Source organism: Pseudoduganella sp. SL102 (assembly GCF_027856995.1).
Classification (GTDB): Bacteria; Pseudomonadota; Gammaproteobacteria; order Burkholderiales; family Burkholderiaceae_D; genus Rugamonas; species Rugamonas albidiflava.
In genome coordinates this window covers 5,624,082-5,646,880 of sequence record NZ_CP115554.1, presented here as the reverse complement: position 1 = coordinate 5,646,880, position 22,799 = coordinate 5,624,082, and the positions used below count along the sequence as shown (strand labels likewise).

The following is a 22,799-nucleotide window of genomic DNA, read 5'->3' as shown; positions in this document are numbered from 1 at the left end:
GGTGGCCCGGACGGCATGGCATGGCGGCCTGGCACCTTGCCGCCACGCCCATGACCGGGCCCTGCATCCTCGCCATCGACAATGGCACGCAAAGCGTGCGCGCGCTGCTGTTCGACCTGCGCGGCGACCTGGTGGCGAAGGCGCAGGTGGGGCTGCAGCCCTGTGACGCCTGGCGGCCGGGATGGGCCGAGCACAAGGACGAAGGTTACTGGGAGGCTGTCTGCGAAGCCTGCCGCCGCCTGTGGCTGGTGGCGCCGGCCGCACGCGGGGGCATCGCGGGAGTGGCCGTGACCACGCAGCGCGGCACCGTCGTCAATGTCGACGAGCAGGGCAGGCCGCTGCGCCCGGCGATCACATGGCTGGACCAGCGCCGCACCGACCTGTCGCAGGTGCCGCGGGTGGGCCCGCTGTGGCGCGCGGCGTTCCGGCTGGCCCGGGTCGACGGCACGCTGCGCTACTTCCAGCGCGAAGCGGAAATCAACTGGATCGCCGCCCACCAGCCCGACATCTGGCGGCGCACCCACAAGTTCCTGCTGCTGTCGGGCTACCTGAACTTCCAGCTGTGCGGCCGTTTCGTCGATTCGGCTGGCGCGCAGGTGGGCTATGTGCCGTTCGATTTCCGCCGCCACCGCTGGGCCGGAGCGCGCGACTGGAAATGGCAGGCGCTGGCGATCCGGCCCGGCATGCTCCCCGAACTGGCGCCGCCGGGCGCGGTCATCGGCGCGATCACGCCCGCGGCGGCCGCCGCCACGGGCATCCCGGCCGGCCTGCCGCTGCTTGCCGCGGCGGCCGACAAGGCTTGCGAGGTGATCGGTGCCGGTGCCCTGGCGCTGCATGTCGGCTGCCTTTCCTACGGCACCACGGCGACCATCAATACCACCAGCACGAAATATGTCGAGGTCACGCGGTTCGTACCGCCGTATCCGGCCGCGCTGCCCGGCGCCTACAGCACCGAAGTGCAGATCTTTCGCGGCTACTGGATGGTGAACTGGTTCAAGGAGCAGTTCGGCGACCGTGAGCTCGCGGCCGCCACCGAACACGGCATGGCGCCCGAGGCATTGCTGGACCGGCTGGTGGAGGCGGTGCCGCCGGGCTCGATGGGCCTGATGCTGCAGCCGTACTGGAGCCCCGGCATCCGGGTGCCCGGGCCGGAAGCAAAGGGGGCGATGCTGGGTTTCGGCGATGTGCACACGCGTGCCCACATGTACCGCGCCATCCTGGAAGGGCTGGCGTATGCGCTGCGTGAAGGGAAGGAGCGCATCGAACGGCGCAGCGGCACCCGCATTACCGAACTGCGCGTGGCGGGCGGCGGCTCGCAGAGCGATGCGGCCATGCAGCTGACGGCCGACATCTTCGGCCTGCCCGCCGTGCGCGCCCACGTGTACGAAGCTTCCGGCCTGGGGGCGGCGATCGCCGGCGCCGTCGGCCCGGGGCTGCACCGCGACTTCGCCAGCGCCGTGGCCGCGATGACGCGGCCCGGCCGGGCCTTCGAGCCGGATGCCGCCAACCGGCGCCTCTATGACCAGCTGTACCGGCGTGTCTACCTGCGCATGTACCGGCAGCTGCGGCCGCTGTACGGCGAGATCGCGGCGATCACCGGCTATCCGCCGCCCCGCTGAAGCATTGCGACCGTACGGTGCTTACATCCGCGCCGCAATCAATTGACCCAGGATGGCAATCCCCTGGCGAATCCGCTCCGGCGGCACCGTCACGAAGGACAGCCGCAGCGTGTGCGCTTCCGGTTCATTGGCGTAGAACGGCGCGCCCGGCACGAAGGCGACCTTGTGCTTGATCGCTTCGTCGAGCAGCTCCATCGCGTTGATATGCTTCGGCAGCGTGACCCGGATGACATGCCGCCCTGCAGCTCCGTGGGCACGGTAGCCCGCCGCGAAATCCGAGCTCTGAGCATACCAACGGGCACACAACCAAGCGCGATACCCGAATCGGTATCGCAAGTCACAAAAAAAGTATTGGATCGCAGATATTGACATCCATAAGATGATCTTCAGTGCACTGCATGACTGTAAATAACCATAACGGAGACAGCATGAATAGCCAAACCGGTAGCCGCACCGCGGCCGACTGCGTACGATCATTTCCCTTGAAGTTGACTTCGGCGGTATTGCTCGGCGCCGGCCTGATCAGCACCGTGTCGGTGCACGCGCAGGAGGCCGCGCCCGCGCCCGCTTCCACGCCTCAAAGCAGTGATCACGTGGTGACAGTGACCGGTTCGCGCATTTCGGCGCGCGGCTACAACCAGCCCACGCCGACCACCACGCTGACCTCCGACGATATCGAAAAATCGGCCCAGCCCAATGTCTTCACCACCATTTCCCAGTTGCCCGCGCTGCAGGGCAGTACCGGGAATTCGGTGCTGACTTACAGCACCTCGAGCGGCTTGCAGGGCCTGAGCGCGTTCAGCCTGCGGGGCCTTAGCCCATCCCGTACGCTGACCCTGCTCGACGGCCAGCGCGTGGTACCGGCCAACGTCACCGGCGTGACCGACATCAGCCAGTTTCCGCAACTGCTCGTCAAGCGCGTCGACGTTGTCACGGGCGGTGCTTCGGCCTCGTATGGCTCGGACGCGATCGGCGGCGTCGTCAATTTCATCACGGACAAGAAATTCACGGGCTTCAAGGCCAATATCCAGGGTGGCCAGACCAACTACCACGACGACAGGAACGTCACGCTGCAGGCGGCCTGGGGCCGCGGCTTCGCGGACGATAGGCTGCATCTGGTCGTCAGCGCCGAGCGCAGCAAGGAGGATGGCGTGCCGCCGCACGGCTTCGGTAACGGGCCCGGCCCGAACGGCCGCACCGCCTTCAATGCGCCGGCTTTCCAGACCCGTCCGCTGGCCCAGACCACCGATGGCAGTCCGCAGATGTTCGACATCCGCAACGCCCAGCCCTACCAGTACAACCGCTACGGGCTGATCACCTCCGGGCCGCTGCAAGGCACCGCCTTTGGCGATGGCGGCGTTCCCTATCGATTCAACTACGGTGGCAACGGCGTGCCCGATGGCAAAGGCGGCGTCAGCGGTTGTATCAGCCCGTATTGCGTGGGCGGCGACCTGTCCGGCACCTCGGGCAACAGCACCAGCCTGGCCTCTGCACTGACGCGCGAGAACCTGTACACCCGCCTCAGCTATGCGATCAGTCCGGACCATGAAATCTTCATGACCACGAACGTGGCCCAGGTCGACTCGTCGAACACACCGAATGCCGGCGCACCGAAAAACGCCAACCTCACCATCCAGTGCGATAACCCGTTCCTGCCGGCATCGATCGTGGCCGACTGCGCGGCCAACAATATCACCAGTTTCCAGTACGGCACTGGCAACGCCAACTTCCCGAAAAACATCAGCGTCGAGCCGCTGCGCCGCCAGAATCGCTACGTGATCGGCGCCGATGGACGCTTCGATGCCGGCGGGGTGAACTGGTCGTACAACGCCTACTACCAGCGCGGCATCAACCACACCGATCTGTATGTCAGGAACATCACGCTGACGCCGCGCTACAACGCCGCGATCGACGCCGTCAGGCTGTCCGACGGCAGCATCGTCTGCCGCAGCGTGGCCGCGCGCAACGCGGGCTGCCAGCCTCTCAACATCATCGGTAACGTGCCTCAGAGCAGCGGCGCGCTGGCGTATGTGATGCCCGGGTTCGGCCCGCAGCAGCACACCCGCCAGACCGAGGACGTGGCCAGCCTGAACATCAGCGGCGAGCCACTGGCGCTGTGGGCCGGTCCGCTGGCCGTCGCGACCGGTCTCGAGTACCGCAAGGAGGCCTACGTCGTGCGTGCCGACCCCTATGGCAATGGCGTTACGGCCGACAGCCCGAACTCGGTCGAGTATCCGGCCGATCCCGTGCTGAATTCCGTCACAGGGGGAAACTGGTTCGCGGGCAATTACCGTAACGGCCAGGGCGAGTATTCCGTGCGCGAGGCCTATCTCGAACTGAACCTCCCCATGTTCAAGTCGGACTGGCTGGGCGAGGCCAGCCTGAACGTGGCGGGACGCGGCACCGTCTACAGCACCGCCGGCAATGCCAAGACCTGGAAAGTCGGCAGCACCTGGAAAACGGCCGTCGACGGGCTGCGCCTGCGCGCCGTCACCTCGCGCGACGTACGCGCTCCCAACCTGAGCGAACTGTTTGCGCCGATCGTCACCACCAACAATGTGGTGAACTATCGCGGCACCACGTTGACGGTGCAGCAGCAGGTGACTGGCAACACGGCGCTCCGGCCGGAGACCGCGCGCAGCACGGAGCTCGGCGTGGTGCTCACGCAGCCGCGCTGGTTGCCGGGCTTTAGTGCCTCGGTCGATTACTACACGATCAAGGTCGATGGCGTCATCTCGACGCTGGGCCTGCAGCAGGAAGTCGACCTGTGCGTGGCCGGCAACCAGGAAATGTGCGCCGCCATGATGCTCGACAGCCCGGTGCCGTCGAATAATTACGTGCGCTTGCAGCAGTTCAACCTGGCCTCCCTCAAGCTGCGGGGCTTCGACATCGAGACCTCGTACCGGGGCAGCATGGCGAAACTGGGCGTGCCCGGCATGTTCACCCTGCGTGCGCTGGCCACGCATACGATCGATAACATTACCGATTCGGGCGTGCCAGGAACAATCCCGACCGAATCGGCGGGTGTCAACCTGGGTTCCACGCCGCGCTGGAAGCTGCTGGCCACGCAAGGCTGGTCGACCGATCGCGCCAGCGTGACGCTGACCGAGCGCTGGATCAGCAACGGCGTCTACAGCAACGAGTACATCGAGTGCAAGGCCAACTGCCCGGTTGCGACGACGATCCATCCGACCATCGACAACAACCAGATGAAGGGCGCGCTGTATGTCGATCTGGGGGCGACCTACAAGGTGTCGGAAAACGTCATGGCTTATGCCAAGATCGACAATCTGGGCGACCGCGACTCGCCGACAGCGCCGGGTCCGAACGTGGGCTATGGACTCAACCCTTCGCTGTTCGACGTCCTCGGCCGCATGTACCGGGTCGGCTTGCGTTTCAGTCTCTAGGAAGCGCAGCCATCCGCGCGGTCATGCGGACCGCAATACTCGGCTTTGCTGCCTGCCAAACAAAAAAGCCCTTCGATCATCGAAGGGCTTTCCATTCCATGCGTGTGCTTGAAGCCTACATCCGCGCCGCAATCAATTGACCCAGGATGGCAATCCCCTGGCGAATCCGCTCCGGCGGCACCGTCACGAACGACAGCCGCAGCGTGTGCGCTTCCGGTTCGTTGGCGTAGAACGGCGCGCCCGGCACGAAGGCGACCTTGTGCTTGATCGCTTCGTCGAGCAGTTCCATCGCATTGATATGCTTCGGCAGCGTGACCCAGATGAACATGCCGCCCTGCGGTTTGGTCCACGTGGCGCCGGCCGGGAAGTGCTCGGCCATCGCGTCGAGCATGGCCTGGCACTGGTTGCCGTACAGTTCGCGGATGGTCGGGATGTGGCGGTCCAGGAAGCCATCCTTGATCACTTCGTGCACCACCATCTGCGTCAGCTGCGCGGTGTGCAGGTCGGCGGCCTGCTTGGCCAGCTCGAGGCGGCGCACCAGCGGCAGCGGCGCCACCACGTAGCCCAGGCGGATGCCGGGCGTCAGCACTTTCGAGAAGGAGCCCATGTAGATCACGCCGTCCGGGTTCATCGCCACCATCTTCGGCAGCGGTTCGCCCTTGTACGACAGCGCGCCGTAGGGATCGTCCTCGATCAGCGGCAGGCCGAGGCGGGCGCAGGTTTCCACCAGTTCCTGGCGGCGCGCGATCGACAGCGTGCGGCCGGTCGGGTTCTGGAAATTCGGCAGCGAGTACAGCAGGCGGGCGCCTTGCGCCACCGGCTCGATCGAGGCCGGCACCAGCCCGTCGTCATCGGTGGCCACCGAGGCGAATTCGGGGCGGTACACGGAAAATGCCTGCAGCGCGCCCAGGTAGCTCGGCGTTTCGACCAGCACGCGGCTGCCTTCGTCGATCAGCACCTTGCCCAGCAAGTCGAGCGCCTGCTGCGAGCCCGACACCATCAGTACCTGTTCCGGCACGATCTTCGCGCCATCCTTCGAGAGCGAATCGGCGATCCACTGGCGCAGCGGCATGTAGCCATCCGTCGGGCCGTACTGCAGGGCGGTCTTGCCCGTGGTGGACAGCACCTTGTCGAACGCCGCCTTCATTTCTTCCACCGGGAAAGTGGCCGGCGACGGCAGGCCGCCGGCGAACGAAATGATTTCCGGCTGCTGCGTGATCTTCAGGATCTCGCGGATGAAGGAACTCTGCAGCTGCTGGGCACGCTCGGAAAAGCGCCACTGGATCGGGTTGGGATTTTCGATTTTCATACGACTCTCTCGGGGAAAGGGCGGCGGGCGGCGCCCGCCATTGGAACGGCACGCTTGTGGCGGCCCATGGAGGCGCGGCCGGGTAGGCAGCGCCCTTGATTCGATTCGGCTACTTGTTTATGCGAGCTCGGCGATCAGCTCGATTTCCACGCAGGCACCCAGCGGGATCTGCGCCACGCCGAACGCGGAGCGGGCATGCTTGCCGGCGTCGCCGAACACTTCGCCCAGCAGTTCGGAGGCGCCGTTGGTGACCAGGTGCTGCTCGGTGAAGTCCGGCGTGGAGTTCACCAGGCTCATCACCTTGACGATGCGCTTCACGCGGTTCAGGTCGCCGCCACAGGCTTCCTGCAGCGTGCCCAGCAGGTCGATCGCCACCGCGCGGGCAGCCTGCTTGCCTTCCGCCGTGTCGATATTCTTGCCCAGCTGGCCCACCCACACGGCGCCATCCGGCTTCTTGGCGATGTGGCCGGACAGGAACACGGTGTTCCCGGTCTGCACGTGCATGACGTAGGCGGCGGCCGGCGTGGCCGGTGCTTTCAGGGCGATATCGAGCGACTTCAGTTTTTCGTAGACGGACATCATGTCTCCAGATGGGTTGTAATGAATGAGTTGTAATTACGCAATGTAATAAGCTTATTCCCGATATTGTACGACCTGCCGCCGGGCGCGGGCCAGGCGTTCCGCGCCTGGTTCCCGACATGGTGCGTACACCTGCGGTGATCTTCGGTGCTCACCTTTTCACGGCCATCCTGCGGCCCAGCGCCACGGTGCCGATCACGGCCAGCGCGAACAGCAGGTGCGCCGCCTGCAGCGGCTCGCCCAGCACGATGGCGGCGCCCAGCAGCGTGAGGAACGGCTGCAGCAGCTGCACCTGGCCGACGCGGGCCACGCCGCCCCGGGCCATGCCGCGGTACCAGAAGATGAAACCGACGAACATCGAGAACACGCAGGTATAGGCAAAGCCGCCCCAAGCCGCGGCGCCGACGCCGGCCAGCGTGCCGCCATGGCGCCACAGGTCCCAGCCGGCGAGGGGCAGGGCGACGGGCAGGGACAGCAGCAGTGCCCAGCTGATCACCTGCTGCCCGCCCAGCGCCTGCGACAGCCGCCCGCCTTCCGCGTAACCCATGCCGGCCGCCAGCACGGCGCCCAGCATCAGCACATCGGCCACGTGCAGGGCGCCGCCGCTCTGGCTCAGCGCGAAGCCGACCACGAGGCCGGACCCGGCCAGCGCCGCGCACCAGAACCCGGGCGACGGCCGCTCGTGGCCGCGCAGGGCGGAAAACAGGGCGGTGGCCAGCGGCAGGATGCCAACCAGCACGGCGCCGTGCGACGCCGGCAGCGAACGCATCGCGAACGATGTCAGCAGCGGGAAACCGATCACGCAGCCGGCCGCCACCACGAGCAGTCCCGGCAGCGCGCCACGGCCGGGCAGCGGCGCGCGCTGCCACCACAGCCACAGGCCCGCCAGCAGCGCGGCCACCACGGCGCGGCCCATCGTGACGAGCATCGGGCTCAGCTCGGCCACGGCCAGGCGGGTGAACGGCAGCGTGAGGCTGAAGATCGCCACGCCGGCCAGCCCGAGCAGCATGCCGGCCGTTTCGTCGGACCGGCGCGTGACCGTGGCTGCCTGTGCGGCAGTGGACGAGGCGCTCATGGCCGCGCTCCAGCCACCAATGGCATGACAGGGTGGACTGCTGGGAGGGGCGAGACGGGCAGCATGTTCATGGTCTTGGCTTTCTCGTGGATTCAGGTGTATCGTAGAAGAATTGGCCAGTACAGTGCCAATACACCGATCCGCATGATTTGAATTACTGTAATGGCTGGATTACCAATACACGCGTGACCAATATGCCCGTGACCAATGCGTCTGTAACCGATATGCCAGTGACCGATACGCCATGACCGAACCATCGCCTCCGCTGTCCACTCCGCTGTCCACCCCGCTATCGCCCGCCGTTGGCACCCTCAGCCGCGCGGCGGGCGAATCGCTGACCGACCAGATCGTGCGCACCGTGGCGGCGCGCATCGACGAGCGCATGCTGCGCAGCGGCAGCCGTATGCCGTCGATCCGCCGCTTCGCGGAAAGCCATGGCGTGTCGCCGTTCACCGTGGTGGCCGCCTACGACAAGCTGGTCGCCCGCGGCTACCTGGAGTCGCGCCGCGGCGCCGGCTTCTTCATCCGCGAACGCACGCCGCTGCGCAGCGTGGCCCCGGCGGCCAACACTGCGGCGGCCGATGCCGAGGCGGCTGGCCAGTCGCTGGACGTGGTCTGGCTGGTGCGCAACATGTTCCGCCAGATGCCGCACCAGCAGATGCCGGGAACCGGGGTGCTGCCCAGCGAATGGCTCGATGCGGAAAGCGTGGCCAACGCGCTGCGTGCGATCGGGCGCCAGAACGCCAGCCAGCTGCTGAACTATGGCGTGCCGCAGGGCTTCCTGCCGTTGCGCCAGCAGCTGCAGCGCAAGCTGGCCGAACTGGAGATCGGCGCGGCGCCCGAACAGATCGTCACTACGGCCGGGGTGACCCAGGCGCTGGACATGGTGGCGCGCGAGTTCACCCGGCCGGGCGACACCATCCTGGTCGACGACCCGGCCTGGTTCCTGATGTTCGGCTCCTTCGCGGCGCTGGGCGCACGGGTGGTCGGCGTGCCGCGGCTGGCCGACGGGCCGGACATCGCCCGGCTGGCCGAGCTGGCGGCGCTGCACAAGCCGAAGCTGTACGTGATCAACTCGGTGCTGCACAACCCCAGTTCGACGTCGCTGTCCGGCGCCAAGGCGTACCAGATCCTGCGGATCGCCGCCGAGCACGACATCACGATCGTCGAGGACGACATCTATTGCGACCTGCACCCCGGCAGCGCGGTGCAGCCGGCGACCCGGCTGGCCGCGCTGGACCAGTTGCAGCGGGTGATCTACCTGTCCGGCTTTTCCAAGACGATGGCGGCCAACCTGCGCGTGGGCTTCATCGCCACGTCGCCCGAGCTGGCGCGGCGGCTTGCCGACCGCAAGATGCTGCAGACGCTGACCACCAGCGACATCGGCGAGCGCATCGTGTACAAGATCCTGTACGAGGGTGTGTACCGCAAGCACGCCGAACGCATGCGCACCCGGCTCGACGGCCTGCGGGCGCGCACCGTGCGCCAGATGGAGCGGGTCGGCCTGCGCATCGACATGGCGCCGCCGGCCGGCATGTTCGTGTGGGCCGATGCCGGCTGCGACACCAATGTGCTGGCCGAACGGGCGATGGCGCAAGGCATCCTGCTGGCGCCCGGCAGCATGTTTTCGCCCAGCCAGCTGCCGTCCCGCTTCATGCGGCTGAACGTGGCGGCCATGCAGGACCCGGCCGTGTGGCGCTTTCTGGAAAAAGAACTGCGGGGAGAAGGAATTGCGGGAACTGCGGGAGACGGACTCCAGGGAGCCGCGTGACAGGGAAACGGGGGCTTTGTCAAAAAGCTCTTGAAAGATAGAATCATCAATCCCATATCGCTGAAACCGAAAAATTTCCGGCTAACAAGACTAAAGAGGTAACGATGTCTGATAATAAAGAAACCTTGGGCTTCCAGGCGGAAGTGAAGCAGCTGCTGCAGCTGATGATCCACTCGCTGTACTCGAACAAGGAAATCTTCCTGCGCGAGCTGATTTCCAACGCGTCCGACGCGGCCGACAAGCTGCGCTTCGAAGCCATCAACAACGATGCCCTGTACGGCAACGACCACGAGCTGAAGATCAGGGTGGCGTTCGACAAGGCGGCCCGCACGGTCACGATCTCCGACAACGGCATCGGCATGAGCCGCGACGAAGTGATCAGCCACCTGGGCACGATCGCCAAGTCGGGGACCAAGGAATTCTTCGGCAAGCTGTCCGGCGACCAGCAAAAGGATGCGGCGCTGATCGGCCAGTTCGGCGTGGGCTTCTACTCCGGCTTCATCGTGGCCGACAGGATTACCGTGGAAACCCGCCGTGCAGGGCTGGACGCAAGTGAAGCGGTGCGCTGGGAATCGACCGGCGAGGGCGACTACAGCGTGGAAGCCATCGAGAAGACCAGCCGCGGCACCGACATCATCCTGCACCTGCGCGAAGGCGAGGATGAGCTGCTGTCGGCCTGGAAGCTGAAGTCGATCATCACCAAGTATTCGGACCACATCTCCCTGCCGATCCAGATGGCCAAGGAAGAGTGGGACGAAGAGAAGAAGGAAATGGTCACGAAGGCGGAACTCGAGACCATCAACCAGGCCAGCGCGCTGTGGGCCCGCTCGAAGAGCGACATCACGCCCGAGCAGTACGAGGAATTCTACAAGCACGTGTCGCACGACTTCGGCGCGCCGCTGACCTACACGCACAACCGCGTGGAAGGCCGCAGCGAATACACGCAGCTGCTGTACATTCCGGCCAAGGCGCCGTTCGACCTGTGGGACCGCAACAAGCGCGGCGGCATCAAGCTGTACGTCAAGCGCGTGTTCATCATGGACGACGCGGAACAGCTGATGCCGACCTACCTGCGCTTCGTGAAGGGCGTGATCGACTCGGCCGACCTGCCGCTGAACGTATCGCGTGAAATCCTGCAGGAGTCGCGCGACGTGAAGGCGATCCGCGAGGGTTCCACCAAGCGGGTGATCGGCATGCTGGAAGAACTGGCCAACGCCGACGAGCAGGAAAAGAAGGACAAGTACGCCACCTTCTGGACCGAGTTCGGCCAGGTGCTGAAGGAAGGCGTGGGCGAAGACCACGCCAACAAGGACCGTCTCGCCAAGCTGCTGCGCTTCGCCTCCACGCACAACGATTCCGCCGAACAGACCGTGGCGCTGGCCGACTACGTGGGCCGCATGAAGGAAGGCCAGGAAAAGATCTATTACGTGACCGGCGAAAGCTTCACGGCCGCGAAGAACAGCCCGCACCTGGAAATCTTCCGCAAGAAGGGCGTGGAAGTGCTGCTGATGATCGACCGCGTCGATGAATGGATGCTGTCGTTCCTGACCGAATTCGACGGCAAGGAACTGGTCTCGGTGGCCAAGGGCGGCCTGGACCTGGGCAAGCTGGAAGACGAGGCCGAGAAGAAGGAACACGAGGAAACCGAGGCGCAGTACAAGGACCTGGTCGAGAAGATGAAGGGTGCGCTGGGCGACAAGGCCAAGGACGTGCGCGTGACGTTCCGCCTGACCGACTCGCCGGCCTGCCTGGTGGCGGACGAGCACGAACTGTCCGGCAACCTGCTGCGCATGCTGAAGGCGGCCGGCCAGAACGCGCCGGAAAGCAAGCCGATCCTCGAGATCAACCCGAACCACCCGCTGGTCACCCGCCTGAAATACGAGAACGAAGAAAGCGGCAAGTTCGGCGACTGGTCGCACCTGCTGTTCGACCAGGCCCTGCTGGCCGAAGGCGGCACGCTGGAAGATCCGGCGGCGTTCGTGCGCCGGATGAACGAGATGCTGCTGAAGTAACCGTGCCGACGTAACCGTTCCAGCCGGTTCGCCGGCTGTCCGGTCGATGCAGGGGCCGTGTCCGCGCCAGCGGGCACGGCCCCTGCCATATCGGCGTACGCTTCAGGCTTGCGCGAAAGCGTCGCGCAAGCCTATTCGCGCGGCACGGCGGCGATGTGCACGATCAGGATACTTTCGACAGTTCCTCGTCGTCGTGCGAGGTGATGACGACGAATGCCGCGTCGGGAATCTCGCCGCAGGCATGCGCTTCCTGGTTCGCCTCGTCGGCCGGATACCATGCGCGGACGGCATGGCCGATGCCGCGCTGGCAGGGCTTGCAGTGCGCTGAGGCTGCTACGATGGACGACGCTTGCGGCGAGCGGCGAGCAGCACCATGCCGCCCACGGCCAGCATCATGTAGGTGCTTGGCTCCGGCACTGGAACGACGCGGAAGGATGTCATGTTCCCAACAACTTCGAGCTCTCCCTGATGATAATAGTTGAAGGACGACAGGCTGGGCGAAAAGTTCGACCACTGGTTCTCCGCCGGCAGGTAGAAGTTGAGTGGCCTGTATGGCCCTTCGTCGACGAAACTGGTCGCCAGGGTAGCCTGGCCATCCGGGCCGCTGGAGCCATGTGTGTTGATGTCGAGCACGTCGAGTTCCCACGCCCTGAGCCCGGCGTGGTAGCTGAGATCAATCGGTCCCGGCGCATTCTCGAACACCACCGATTGCTGGAAATTTTCATACAGCATCCACATATCGTGCCCGTCCCTGATGAGCGGCGTTGTCGTGTCGTAAATAAAGTATCCCGTGACCACATCGCCGACAGAGAGATCGAAGCCGAGCAAATCGCTGTGTTGAACGTAGCCGGTACCGTACACGAGCAGTTTGTTGACCTTGACCTTGTACTCTACGGTAACCTCGTATGCGCTTGCCGGCGTCGCGGCGATGGCAATTAGTAGTGAACAGACGGCAGGAAGCGATCGCATTGTGGTCCTTTCGAAGGTTGGAATGGCAAGCTCATGGAAGATCGTGGGGCGGATCGATTGTATCGCTACGCAAGCCGCCGAATCTCTCCAATAGTAACGAGACAACGCTGCCACCTGGGCTGCCCTGGAAGGCATGGACCATCCGCAATGCCATCGGATGCGAGACCGTGGTTCGGCGGGAAGTTCCCCAATCACCGCGCACAGCGCCTTTTGACGTCCGTTCGATCGTGCGGACCGTGGAACGCGCAGTCGATGCGCTTCACTTCACGCATGCGGCCTGCACGGCCTCGGCGATGGCGGCATAGCCGGCGTCGTTCGGGTGCAGGTGGTCGCCGCTGTCGAAGCGGGCCTGCAGGCGGCCGGGATGGGAGGGATCGCGCATGGCGCGGTCCAGGTCGACGGTGGCGTCGAACGGAGCGCTATCGCAGATCCAGGCATTCACCTGCTGGCGCGCGGCTTCCCCGGCGAGCGAATGCACGAACGGACGCCGCACGCCTTCCAGGGGCATCAGCGTGGCCCCGCAGACCCTCACGTTGCGCGCATGGGCGCGCCGCACGAGCGCTTGCATCGCATCGATGATCTGCTGCGCCGCGATTTTTTCGGCGGGGTCCGCCAGCATGTCACCTGCCGTGATGTCGTTGATGCCCTGTGCCAGCACGATCCACTTCACGCCCGGCTTGTCCAGCGCGTCGCGTTCCAGCCGCGCCATGGTCGCGGGCCCGGCGAAGGGCCTGGCGGCATTACGGACGATGCGGTTGCCGGCAATGCCGGCATTCACGACGGCCACCGGCGCGGCGGCGCCACTCAGGCGCTGCGCCAGGATGTCCGGCCAGCGGGCATTGCCATCCTCCGTGGAGCCGATGCCGTCGGCGATCGAATCGCCGACGACGACGATGGCCCCGGCCCCGCCTGGCGCCGCGACATCGACGCCGGTAATGAAATGGCGGCTGTCGTCGGTCGGCCCGGCGGGGAACGCTTCCGCCGCGGCGGCATCGATGCCCGGTGCGATGTAGGCGGTCTGCAGCGCCGCGCCGTGGATCGTCGAGGCGGCGCTGCCGGCCGGCAGGTACAGGCTGATTGCCAGCTCCTGCAGCGGCGCGACCCTCAGGTCGACCGCATCGCTGACGATGCTGCCGCCTTTTTCCAGCGTCACCGTGGGCGATCCGTCGAACGTCACCGCGCGGCCACTTCCCGGCACGAGGCCGGCGCCATTGCCGCGCACGGCGACGTGCGCCGAACCGATCGCCAGCGGCCCGGTCCCGTACTCGTTTGAAAGCGCAATCCGTACGGCCGTTCCGCCAAGGCTCGTGCGCACGACCTGGCGCAGCGTCTGCGGCGCCAGCGCGGGGCCGGCCGCATCGGGCGCGGCACCCCAGGTGGCGACCCAGCGGGTGGGCTGCTCCGCCCCGGCCGCCGCGGTGGCGAGCATCGCGGCAAGCGACAGTGCGGCGGCACTATGTAGGAATTGGCGTGTCATTGGCGGCAACCTTTGTGGAGATGGCGCCAGTCTACGGGGCGGCCTCCGGCCCATCAATGGCGCGTTGCGCATGGTTGCCATGCGCATCCTGCATGCCGTAATGCGTGACGCCGTGGTCGAAACCGTGCAGCACGCCGAACACGTGGCGGCGGAACCATTGGTGCACCGGATCGTGGTGGCTGCGGGAGTGCCACAGGAGCCAGTACTGGTAGTCCGGCACGTCGAAAGGCAGCGGCTTCCAGGCCAGCGGCGTCTGCCGGGACAGCGTGATCGCCATATGCTCGGGCAGGGTCCACAGCAGGTCGTCGTTGCCGGCGATCCGCAGTGCGGACGAGAAGAACGGCACCGCGGCCCGCACGTGTCGCCGCAGCCCGCGTGCCGCCAGGTACTGGTCCACGAAACTGTCCTTGTCGCTGCCGCCGGTGACACGCAGGTGAGGCCACTGCAGGTAGTCGGCCAGGCCAAGCTCTTGCCGGGCCAATGGATGTGCCGCACGCATGGCGCACACGGGACGGTCCTTGCCCATGGCCCGGCCATGCAGGTTGTCCGGCAGGGTGTCGGCGATGGTGGCGACCAGGTCGATGTCCTCGTCGCTGAGCAGCCGGTAGTAGCCCGGCTCCCACATGCGAAACACGACTTCCGCACGCGGCGCTTTGCGGCCGATCGCCTCGACCAGCGTGGGCAGCACGTGGTCGGCCAGGTAATCCGAGCCGGCGATCGCAAAGCGGCGCGTGCACGCGGCCGGGTCGAATACCGGTTCGCTCAGTACCGTCTCGAGCGATTCCAGCAACGCTTTCAGCGGCGCACGCAGCATACGGGCGCGTTCCGTGAGCAGGAAGCGCTGGCCTTCGCGCACCAGCAGCGGATCGCCGAACTGGCTGCGCAACTGGGCCAGCTGGCGGCTCAGCGTGGATTGCGTCAGGCCGAGGATGCCGGCTGCCACCGTGAGGTTGCGGGTATCGAGCAGGACGTCCAGGGAGCGCAGCAGGTTGAGATTCGGCGACGGCCTGGGGATCGCTTGCCTGTCCATGCCTACCGCGCCGTTTCCGGCACATCGTAGCCGGCGTGCTGCCGCGCTTCCCAGGCGATCCTCCCGACGGCCGCGATGCCATCCTCCAGCAGCGATCGCGCCGCTTCGAGGTGTAGCTTCTCTACCGCATGGCGCACGATGCCGCTGATCTGGTTGGCGATTTTGAACAGGGTGAGGGCGGTGAAGTCGAGGATCTGGAAACCGGAAAACACGACGAGGGCGATGCGGGCGGCCATGATGTCCTGAAAGGGAGGGGTGACGCGGCGATTGTAGCCGTGCCCGGTCCCTCGTGCACCAGGCGGGAAAATGGTTGGGAATGTCCGGAAACGGGGGGAGGAGTCGTATCGGCCATCGCGGTGCAGTGCCATCATGCGTTCACCGCAGGACAGCCGCGCCAGAACTCAGCGACACCACAGCCGGAGGAACAGCGTGACGAACAGCATCGACACCACGAACAATCGCGGGTGTCAGGAATGCGCAGGTCGGCCGGGGAACCGCCTTGGTCACGGGTGCATCGTCCGGCATCGGCGTCATCCACGCGGACCGGTTGGCCGCCTGCGGCCATGACCTGCTCCTGGTTGCCGGGAACGAAGAACGCCTGCCACGCGGCGGGCCGTGACGCAGGCACCACGGCCATGGCCGGCAGCCTGCCCGGGACCTCGGGGCCGTGATCGCCTGAGTGCCCCGAGCACAGCCATCCGGTTGCAGCCGGCCGCCTGCTTGCTGTTTTCCTTGCTGTGTCCCTTGCCGTCTTTCTTGCTGAATTACTTGCCGCGGCGGCGGCGCGCAGCCAGCAGCACCACCGGCGCGCCCAGCGCCAGCAGGGCATAGGTGGCGGGTTCCGGCACCGGCTGCAGGAAGCCGCGGATTTCGCCACCCGGCGCGAATTCCGAGTGCAGGTTCAGGTAGGCGGTGCCCGATTCGAGACCCGCCAGGAACGCGCTTTCGGCGCCGGCGACGGTGCCGCCATTGTTGGTGATGAACGTCGGGTTCCACGTGGCCGCCAGCGACGTATCGAATACGTGCGAGTAGGTGCCGGAAGTGACGCCGGTGGGGAAGCCGGTGAAGGTCGGCAGTTCCGTGGCAACGCCGGCGGTTCCCGTTTCCGGCGCCGCGGTGCAGCAATGGATGTGCGCGGCGGTCGTCAGGCCCAGCAGGCCCGAGAAGGTGACGTCGATGGTCATCATGTGCGTGGCGATATCGAAATCCACCGTCACGGTGCCGGTGCCGGGAGACTCGTTGGGCGGCGCTTCGATGGCGCCATTGAGCGTGGCGGTAAACACGGTGGCATTCGCGGCGGTCGTCGCCAGGCCCAGTGCGAGGGCGGCGCAGGCTGCCATCGTTACCCGTTGCAACATTGCAGGCTTCATGTGAGTCTCCTTTTGTGTGGAGAAGATGGCCAAGCAAGTCGCGCGCCTGCATGCGCAGTCATTGCAAAATCAGCGACTTGGCGCAGCCCCATGCCCGTCGTTGCGGATGAGCTGTCAAATACCTCGACAGCCTTCGCCCCGCCGATACCGCGCACGGTTGAAACCGCATGCACAGCAAGGCACAACGTTATAGTAGAATGCAATCTTGCTTTTTGTTCACATTTTTCAGGGCCGCCCGACGCGCTATGCAACCCAGTTCCTGCTCCGTCCTGCTCATCGACGATGAACCATTGGCGCAGGATTACCTTCTGCATTGCCTGGAAGCGCATGCCGACGTCGCGCTCTGCTACGAGCACTGCGCCGAGCGTGCCGTTGCGCTGGCGCTTGAAATCGATGCCACCGTGGTGCTGGTGGACTTGCGCATGCCCGGAACCGATGGCTTCGGGGTGGTGCGCAACTTGCGCGCCGATTCCCGTACCGAACACATCCCGATCGTCATGCTGTCGTCCGAGCATGATGCCGAGGTGAAGGTGCAGGCGTTTGCCGCCGGTGCCAACGATTACCTCGTGAAATGGCCGGATGCGCGTGAACTGGTGGCGCGACTGCGCTATCACAGCGCGGCCTGCGTGGCGCGCCGCCAGCGCGACGCCGCCTTCGCGTCGCTGGCGCGCAGCCAGGAAGAACTGCGCGCCAGCCAGGCCGCGCTGCACCAGGCGCAGAAGATGGAGGCGATCGGCCAGCTGACGGGCGGCGTGGCGCACGACTTCAACAACGTGCTGCAGATCATCGGCGGCAACCTGCAGCTGGTGAAGCTGATGGGCGGCCTGAACGACAACGCGCGCGGCCGTGTCGACGCGGCGCTGGCCGGCGTGGAGCGGGGCGGGCGCCTGGCATCGCACCTGCTCGCGTTCGCGCGGCGGCAGCCGCTGCAGGCGGTCGTCATCGATCCCTCCGTGGTGCTGGCCGACATGGAGGAGATGCTGCGCCGCGTGCTCGGCCCGCAGGCGCGCATCGAGAGCGATATCGCACCCGGCGTCTGGAGCACGGCCGTCGACCCGAGCCAGCTGCACAATGTGATCCTGAACCTGGCGATCAACGCGCGCGACGCCATGCCGCATGGCGGCACGCTGACGCTGCGCGCCCGGAACGTGCCGGCCGGTTCGCCCGAACTCGCCGAAGTCGGCCAGGGCGAGTACGTGATGATCGAGGTGGCCGATACCGGCAATGGCATGCCGCCCGACGTGCTGCAGCGTGCCTTCGAACCGTTCTTCACCACCAAGCCGACCGGGCAGGGCACCGGGCTGGGGCTGTCGATGGCGTATGGCTTCGTCAAGCAGTCCGGCGGCGAGATCCTGCTGAAAAGCACGCCGGGCAGCGGCACCAGCGTGCGCATCTTCCTGCGCCGCAGTGCGACCCAGGCCATTCCCGAAGAATTCGATGGCGCGGCCACGCCGCTGTTCGGCGGCATCGAGACGGTGCTGGTGGTCGAGGATGAGGAAGCGGTGCGCGATGCCACCGCCCAGTTGCTGCTGGCGCTGGGCTACCACGTGCTGCAGGCGCCGGACGCGGACCAGGCCGCGCGCATCGTCGAGAATGGCGCGCGCGTCGACCTGCTGTTTACCGATGTGATCATGCCCGGCAGGATGAGCAGCCTGGAACTGGCCGACCTGGTGCGCCGGCGCTGCCCGGACGCGCAGGTGCTGTTTACTTCCGGCTATGCCGAAGGGGTGCTGACGCACGAGGGCAAGATGGACCCGAGCATCAGCCTGCTGCCGAAACCATATAACCCGGACGTGCTGAGCGCCCGCATCCGGCATCTGCTACGGCGGCGCAAGGCCGCCTGACCTGCGTCGAAGCGGGTCAGCCGATCGGCCGCACGTAGCGCTGCGAGCCCACTGGCGGCTCGTTCAGCACGGCCCAGAAGATGCCCAGGTCGGAGATCGCGCGCACGAATTCCTTGAATTCCACCGGCTTCACCACATACGCGTTCACGCCCAGCGAATAGCTGCGCACCAGGTCCTGTTCCTCGCGCGACGAGGTCAGCATGACCACCGGCAGGGGCCCGAGGGCGGCCGTCTCGCGGATTTCGCGCAGCACTTCCAGGCCATCCACTTTCGGCAGCTTCAGGTCCAGCAGCACGACCGCCGGGTTGCCTTTCTGCCGCTGCGCGTACTCGCCCCGGCAATGCAGGTAATCGAGCGCCTCGGCGCCGTCGCGCACGACGACCACCTCGTTGGCCAGCTGGCTTTTCTCCAGCGCGATCAGGGTGAGTTCGAGGTCGTGGGGATTGTCTTCCACGAGCAGGATGGGCTTTAACATACGGTCGGTAGCGAGTTGGGGATGGAAAAAGTAAAGGTGGCGCCCTGGCCCTGGACCGCGGCGGCGGTCACGGTGCCGCCATGGCGCTCCACGATGCGGCGCACGTTCGCCAGGCCGATGCCCGTGCCCTGGAAATCTTCCATCCGGTGCAGGCGCTGGAAGACGCCGAACAGCTTGTGGACATAGTCCATGTTGAAACCGATACCGTTGTCGGCCACGGTAAACACCGTCATGGCGGCTTCGCGCCGCCCGTCGATGCGGATCACGGCCGGATCCTTGCGGCTGGTGAATTTCACCGCGTTGGACAGCAGGTTGTACAGGGCCAGCTGGATGAAGGTGGGGTCGGCCACGATCGGCGGCAGGTCGGCCACGTGCCACTCGACGCGGCGGCCGCCGATATCGAGGGCCAGCCTGTCGATGCAGGACTGCACCAGTTCATTCATGTCGACCTGCACCGGCCGCAACGAGGCGCGGCCCATCTGCGAGAAGCTCAGCAGGTCGTCGACCAGCTTGCCGGCCAGGCGCGCCGATTCCTTGATGTTGGTGAGGAAGCGCTGCTGCTTCTCCGGCGAGCCGGAGCCGCTCGACTCCAGCAGCAGGTCGGAAAAGCCGACGATGTGCCGCAGCGGCGCGCGCAGGTCGTGCGACACGGAATAGGAAAACGCTTCCAGTTCCTTGTTGGCGCGGCCCAGCTCCTCGGCCAGCTCGGCCATCTGCTCGGCGCGCTCGAGCGCGATACCCAGCAGCGCCGTGCGGAATTCCAGCGCCAGTTCGATCTCGCCCGGATGCCATGGCGCCGAGGTGCCGTGCACCGTCTCGCGCCACGAATCGAAACTGCTGCGGGGGCTGAGCTGGGTGGGCGCACCGGCGGGGGCTTCCTTCAGGTGCGGATTGCCGGCCCAGTCGATCGTGTAGACGATCTCGGGCCGGAACCACAGCAGGTAATGCTTGTGGATGCGCGAGATCGGCATGGCCAGCAAGCCGCTGGCGCTTTGCCGGTAGGCGGCGGCGGGCGGGAATTCGGCCTCCAGCCGGTCGGTGTGGTACAGGTCCTCATGGCTGTTCGACTGCAGCCATGCGATCAGCTCGCGCAGTTGCGCCTCATCCGGCGTGTCGCCGTAGCTGACGATGCGGTCATCGACGATGATGGCCGCGCCGCCGGCCCGCGCGAAATGCAGCAGTTCGGGGAACACGTTGCCCATGTTCTCGATGAAGTTGGCGCCCTGCGTGAGGCCGCCCAGCGCCGACACCATGATGCGCCGCACGTCGAGGCGGAACTGCAGTTCGTCGCGCACTTCCCGGCTTTCCACGCGCAGCGCCAGGATCTGGCCCAGCTGTTCGCAGGCCGTGCGCTTGTCGAACGTGATATGGCACGGCGCCGCGTTATGGCAGGAAATCAGCCCCCACAGCTGGCCCTTGACCATCAGCGATACCGACATCGATGCCAGCGTGCCCATGTTGCGCATGTACTGCAGGTGCACCGGCGACACGCTGCGCAGCGCCGCGAACGACAGGTCGTTCGGCGCACCCGTCAGCGGATTGTCCGGTGGCAGCAGCCGGGAAGGCGTGTAGTTGGCATCCTGGATCAGCCGGATGCGGTTCGACGCATACAGTTCCCTGGCCTGCGGGGGAATGTCGGACGCGGGAAAGCGCTGGCCGAGGTAGGAGGGCAGGTGCCCGTCGTTGCTTTCGGCTAGCACGTGGCCGTGGCCTTCGGCGTCGAACCGGTAGACGAGCACCCGGTTGAAACCGGTGATGCCGCGAATTTCGTCGGCCGCCCTGGCGCTCATTGTTTCGACCGTATCGGTATCGTTCAATTGCAGCAGGAAATTGCCGACCAGCGGGTACAGGTGGCGAAAATCCGCGGCGCCGGCGCGTTGCACGGCCTCGAACTCGAGCATCAGCAATTCGTCGTAGCGGTGCACCAGCACGTCGAAAACGCGGTCGGCGAGCCGCACGGTGCTGGCGAACGACGGCCGTTCGCTGGCCGCCGGCAACTCCGGTGCCAGCCGGGCCGCCGCCCCGGCATCGATCACTTCATGCAGCGGGCGCCCCAGCGCGGCAGCCGGGGACAATCCGAGCCAGTGCTCGATGTTGTCACTCACTTGCACGACGATACCCTGCGGCGACAGCGCCAGCACGCAGCCGTGCGGCTGGATGCTGCCCGGCGTGCGGATCGCTTCGCGCTCGCAACTGCTGAGGTCTATCGGGGGGCTCGCCTGTGTCATGGACAGAATTTTACCGGCAAACGGCTACTGTTGCGCAAGGTCACGCTACGGTTTCTGGTCAGCGGACGCTCTGCAACAGGAACGACTCCTGTCCGCAGCTTTTCTGCGAAAGCCTGATTTCAGCCTGCCCGCAACTGCGCGAGGCGCCATCCTTGCGGTAGCAGACCCGGATCTCGCGCAGGAAGCGCCCGGCGCCGCCGCAGAAGGGCACGATCGCATTCTCGGCCAGGCGCGGGTTGGCGGCCCGGAAGGCGTCCTTGAACTGGGCGGTCGTCACGCGCACCGGCTGGTCCGGCGCCCTGAATGCCGGGGGCACCACCACGCCATCCTTCAGCCTGGCCGACAGCGCCAGGTACTGTTCGGGACCCAGGCCGGAGCAGGTGCCGTGCTTCTTCCATTCGTGGCCGATCAGCTTCGGCGATGGATAGATGCCTTCGTACTTGCGGCGCAGGTGATCGGGCAGCGGGTCCCGCGAGCAGTTCTGCGGATAGCCGTTCTCGTATTGCGGCCACAGGCCGTGCAGCACGAAACCGAGCCGGCGGCCGCTGCCGCACTGGTTCGGGTCGCGCCCGCCGTTGGTGGCGCAATAGGACGGTGACCAGGACAGCGCCAGCGCGTAGTAATCGAATTCGCCCGGTTCGCCCACGCTCTTGTTCTTTGCCGCCTGCGCGCCGCCGCACAGCAGGGCAGCGGCCAGCAGCAGGGCGCGGGGGATTGCGTGTTTCATTGTTGGTTGACTCCAGCTCATGACAGGTTCCGGTGCGGGCAGATGCCCGGCACAGCTTATTGTTAAAGTTCCGTGCGCAGCGCGAACAGTTCCGGGAACAGCACCACGTCGAGCATCTTGCGGAGGTAGCTGACGCCGGCCGTGCCGCCGGTGCCCGTCTTGAAGCCGATGATGCGCTCGACGGTCGTCACGTGCCGGAAGCGCCAGAAGCGGAAGGCCGTTTCCAGGTCGACCAGTTTCTCGGCCAGCTCATACAGGGCCCAATGGCGCGCCGGATCGCGGTACACCTCCAGCCAGGCCGCCTTGACGGAATCGTCCGCCACGGTGGGCAGCGTGGGGTCGGCGGCCAGGCGGGCGCCCGATACCGGCAGGCCATGCCGCGCCAGCAGGCGGATCGCCTCGTCGTACACCGACGGTTCGTGCAGCGCGCGGTGCAGGATCGCGTGGGTGGCCGGTACCGGTTCGTGCACGGCCAGCAGTTGCGCATTCTTGTTCCCCAGGATGAACTCGATCTCGCGGTACTGGTAGGACTGGAAGCCGGACGAGGCGCCCAGGTAGGGGCGGATCGCCGTGTACTCTGGCGGCGTCATGGTGGCCAGCACGTCCCAGGCGTGCACCAGCTGGTCCATGATGCGCGCCACGCGTGCCAGCATCTTGAAGGCGGGCGGCAGGTCGTCGCGGCGGATGTGCTCGCGCACCGCATGCATCTCGTGCAGCATCAGCTTCATCCACAGCTCGCTGGTCTGGTGCTGCACGATGAACAGCAGTTCATTGTGGTTCGGCGACAGCGGGTGCTGCGCGCTGAGGATCTGTTCCAGGCCGAGATAGTCGCCGTAGCTCATCGACTTCGAGAAATCCATCTGCGCGCCGTGCCACTGCGCGTCCTTGTTGTCTTGGTCCATGCCGG

17 protein-coding genes and 2 pseudogenes are annotated in these 22,799 nt (G+C 66.0%); 6 read left to right on the top strand and 13 right to left on the bottom strand.

Annotated elements, in window-relative coordinates:
- The first annotated feature begins 20 nt into the window (after positions 1-20).
- Positions 21-1,619, top strand: a complete 1,599-nt coding sequence (locus OU994_RS23785) for an FGGY-family carbohydrate kinase (RefSeq protein ID WP_373922482.1) — start codon at positions 21-23, stop codon at positions 1,617-1,619.
- 21 nt (positions 1,620-1,640) lie between these two features.
- Here OU994_RS23785 and OU994_RS23780 read toward each other — a convergent pair.
- A pseudogene (locus OU994_RS23780) lies at positions 1,641-1,850 on the bottom strand (PLP-dependent aminotransferase family protein); the annotation flags it as partial.
- Between the two features lie 251 nt (positions 1,851-2,101).
- Here OU994_RS23780 and OU994_RS23775 point away from each other — a divergent pair.
- Complete coding sequence (locus OU994_RS23775) at positions 2,102-5,026, top strand: TonB-dependent siderophore receptor (protein WP_281607954.1); 2,925 nt, start codon at positions 2,102-2,104, stop codon at positions 5,024-5,026.
- Between the two features lie 115 nt (positions 5,027-5,141).
- Here the strand turns inward: OU994_RS23775 and OU994_RS23770 are convergent, their stop codons facing one another.
- The 3 genes from OU994_RS23770 to OU994_RS23760 form a co-directional block, all read right to left on the bottom strand.
- Positions 5,142-6,335 carry a PLP-dependent aminotransferase family protein gene (locus tag OU994_RS23770; RefSeq protein ID WP_281607953.1) on the bottom strand — a complete coding sequence of 398 codons (1,194 nt, stop codon included), beginning with the start codon at positions 6,333-6,335 and terminating at the stop codon, positions 5,142-5,144.
- A gap of 117 nt (positions 6,336-6,452) precedes the next feature.
- Positions 6,453-6,914 (bottom strand): RidA family protein, encoded by a 462-nt coding sequence (locus OU994_RS23765; protein WP_131148940.1) that lies wholly within the window; start codon positions 6,912-6,914, stop codon positions 6,453-6,455.
- 151 nt (positions 6,915-7,065) lie between these two features.
- On the bottom strand, positions 7,066-7,989 hold the full coding sequence (locus OU994_RS23760; RefSeq protein ID WP_281607952.1) for a DMT family transporter: 924 nt from the start codon (positions 7,987-7,989) through the stop codon (positions 7,066-7,068).
- Between the two features lie 244 nt (positions 7,990-8,233).
- On the opposite strand from OU994_RS23760, the gene OU994_RS23755 reads away from it, so the two are divergent.
- Entirely contained in the window at positions 8,234-9,760 is a 1,527-nt protein-coding gene (locus OU994_RS23755) for a PLP-dependent aminotransferase family protein (protein WP_281607951.1), read from the top strand.
- A 104-nt stretch (positions 9,761-9,864) separates the two neighbouring features.
- A complete protein-coding gene (gene htpG, locus OU994_RS23750) occupies positions 9,865-11,772 on the top strand; it encodes a molecular chaperone HtpG (RefSeq protein WP_281607950.1) in 1,908 nt (635 codons plus the stop codon).
- Between the two features lie 333 nt (positions 11,773-12,105).
- On the opposite strand, the gene OU994_RS23745 is transcribed toward htpG, so the two are convergent.
- The 4 genes from OU994_RS23745 to OU994_RS23730 all read right to left on the bottom strand — a co-directional run bounded on the left by OU994_RS23745 (position 12,106) and on the right by OU994_RS23730 (position 15,484).
- Positions 12,106-12,741: a PEP-CTERM sorting domain-containing protein gene (locus OU994_RS23745; RefSeq protein WP_281607949.1), complete on the bottom strand. Its 636-nt coding sequence runs from the start codon at positions 12,739-12,741 to the stop codon at positions 12,106-12,108.
- Positions 12,742-13,000: 259 nt separating this feature from the next.
- Positions 13,001-14,218: a GDSL-type esterase/lipase family protein gene (locus tag OU994_RS23740; protein ID WP_281607948.1), complete on the bottom strand. Its 1,218-nt coding sequence runs from the start codon at positions 14,216-14,218 to the stop codon at positions 13,001-13,003.
- Between the two features lie 31 nt (positions 14,219-14,249).
- Positions 14,250-15,248 (bottom strand): LysR family transcriptional regulator, encoded by a 999-nt coding sequence (locus OU994_RS23735; RefSeq protein ID WP_281607947.1) that lies wholly within the window; start codon positions 15,246-15,248, stop codon positions 14,250-14,252.
- 2 nt (positions 15,249-15,250) lie between these two features.
- Positions 15,251-15,484, bottom strand: coding sequence for a hypothetical protein (locus OU994_RS23730; RefSeq protein WP_281607946.1), 234 nt, complete (start codon positions 15,482-15,484; stop codon positions 15,251-15,253).
- A gap of 221 nt (positions 15,485-15,705) precedes the next feature.
- On the opposite strand from OU994_RS23730, the pseudogene OU994_RS23725 reads away from it, so the two are divergent.
- Positions 15,706-15,849, top strand: a pseudogene (locus tag OU994_RS23725) (SDR family oxidoreductase); the annotation flags it as partial.
- A 163-nt stretch (positions 15,850-16,012) separates the two neighbouring features.
- On the opposite strand, the gene OU994_RS23720 reads toward OU994_RS23725, so the two are convergent.
- Positions 16,013-16,618 carry a CHRD domain-containing protein gene (locus OU994_RS23720; protein ID WP_281607945.1) on the bottom strand — a complete coding sequence of 202 codons (606 nt, stop codon included), beginning with the start codon at positions 16,616-16,618 and terminating at the stop codon, positions 16,013-16,015.
- 245 nt (positions 16,619-16,863) lie between these two features.
- Here OU994_RS23720 and OU994_RS23715 point away from each other — a divergent pair, with 245 nt between their 5' ends.
- The gene (locus OU994_RS23715) at positions 16,864-18,462 is read left to right on the top strand and encodes a response regulator (RefSeq protein ID WP_281607944.1); all 1,599 of its coding nucleotides are present in this window, start codon (positions 16,864-16,866) and stop codon (positions 18,460-18,462) included.
- Between the two features lie 16 nt (positions 18,463-18,478).
- Here the strand turns inward: OU994_RS23715 and OU994_RS23710 are convergent, their stop codons facing one another.
- The 4 genes from OU994_RS23710 to kynA form a co-directional block, all read right to left on the bottom strand.
- Positions 18,479-18,937, bottom strand: coding sequence for a response regulator (locus OU994_RS23710; RefSeq protein WP_281607943.1), 459 nt, complete (start codon positions 18,935-18,937; stop codon positions 18,479-18,481).
- Positions 18,931-21,165 carry an ATP-binding protein gene (locus OU994_RS23705; RefSeq protein ID WP_281607942.1) on the bottom strand — a complete coding sequence of 745 codons (2,235 nt, stop codon included), beginning with the start codon at positions 21,163-21,165 and terminating at the stop codon, positions 18,931-18,933. The genes OU994_RS23710 and OU994_RS23705 overlap by 7 nt, the downstream gene beginning before the upstream one ends.
- A 58-nt stretch (positions 21,166-21,223) precedes the next feature.
- Positions 21,224-21,892: a ribonuclease T2 gene (locus tag OU994_RS23700; RefSeq protein WP_281607941.1), complete on the bottom strand. Its 669-nt coding sequence runs from the start codon at positions 21,890-21,892 to the stop codon at positions 21,224-21,226.
- Between the two features lie 62 nt (positions 21,893-21,954).
- The gene (gene kynA / locus OU994_RS23695) at positions 21,955-22,794 is read right to left on the bottom strand and encodes a tryptophan 2,3-dioxygenase (protein ID WP_131144804.1); all 840 of its coding nucleotides are present in this window, start codon (positions 22,792-22,794) and stop codon (positions 21,955-21,957) included.
- Positions 22,795-22,799: the final 5 nt, after the last annotated feature.

Coding starts and splice junctions, on each gene's coding strand:
- OU994_RS23740 (WP_281607948.1), bottom strand. CDS start 14,218: ATGACACGCCAATTCCTACATAGTGCCGCCGCACTGTCGCTTGCCGCG.
- OU994_RS23755 (WP_281607951.1), top strand. CDS start 8,234: ATGACCGAACCATCGCCTCCGCTGTCCACTCCGCTGTCCACCCCGCTA.
- OU994_RS23765 (WP_131148940.1), bottom strand. CDS start 6,914: ATGTCCGTCTACGAAAAACTGAAGTCGCTCGATATCGCCCTGAAAGCA.
- OU994_RS23760 (WP_281607952.1), bottom strand. CDS start 7,989: ATGAGCGCCTCGTCCACTGCCGCACAGGCAGCCACGGTCACGCGCCGG.
- OU994_RS23710 (WP_281607943.1), bottom strand. CDS start 18,937: ATGTTAAAGCCCATCCTGCTCGTGGAAGACAATCCCCACGACCTCGAA.
- OU994_RS23785 (WP_373922482.1), top strand. CDS start 21: ATGGCGGCCTGGCACCTTGCCGCCACGCCCATGACCGGGCCCTGCATC.
- OU994_RS23745 (WP_281607949.1), bottom strand. CDS start 12,741: ATGCGATCGCTTCCTGCCGTCTGTTCACTACTAATTGCCATCGCCGCG.
- kynA (WP_131144804.1), bottom strand. CDS start 22,794: ATGGACCAAGACAACAAGGACGCGCAGTGGCACGGCGCGCAGATGGAT.
- OU994_RS23700 (WP_281607941.1), bottom strand. CDS start 21,892: ATGAAACACGCAATCCCCCGCGCCCTGCTGCTGGCCGCTGCCCTGCTG.
- htpG (WP_281607950.1), top strand. CDS start 9,865: ATGTCTGATAATAAAGAAACCTTGGGCTTCCAGGCGGAAGTGAAGCAG.
- OU994_RS23730 (WP_281607946.1), bottom strand. CDS start 15,484: ATGGCCGCCCGCATCGCCCTCGTCGTGTTTTCCGGTTTCCAGATCCTC.
- OU994_RS23715 (WP_281607944.1), top strand. CDS start 16,864: ATGCAACCCAGTTCCTGCTCCGTCCTGCTCATCGACGATGAACCATTG.
- OU994_RS23770 (WP_281607953.1), bottom strand. CDS start 6,335: ATGAAAATCGAAAATCCCAACCCGATCCAGTGGCGCTTTTCCGAGCGT.
- OU994_RS23735 (WP_281607947.1), bottom strand. CDS start 15,248: ATGGACAGGCAAGCGATCCCCAGGCCGTCGCCGAATCTCAACCTGCTG.
- OU994_RS23720 (WP_281607945.1), bottom strand. CDS start 16,618: ATGAAGCCTGCAATGTTGCAACGGGTAACGATGGCAGCCTGCGCCGCC.
- OU994_RS23705 (WP_281607942.1), bottom strand. CDS start 21,165: ATGACACAGGCGAGCCCCCCGATAGACCTCAGCAGTTGCGAGCGCGAA.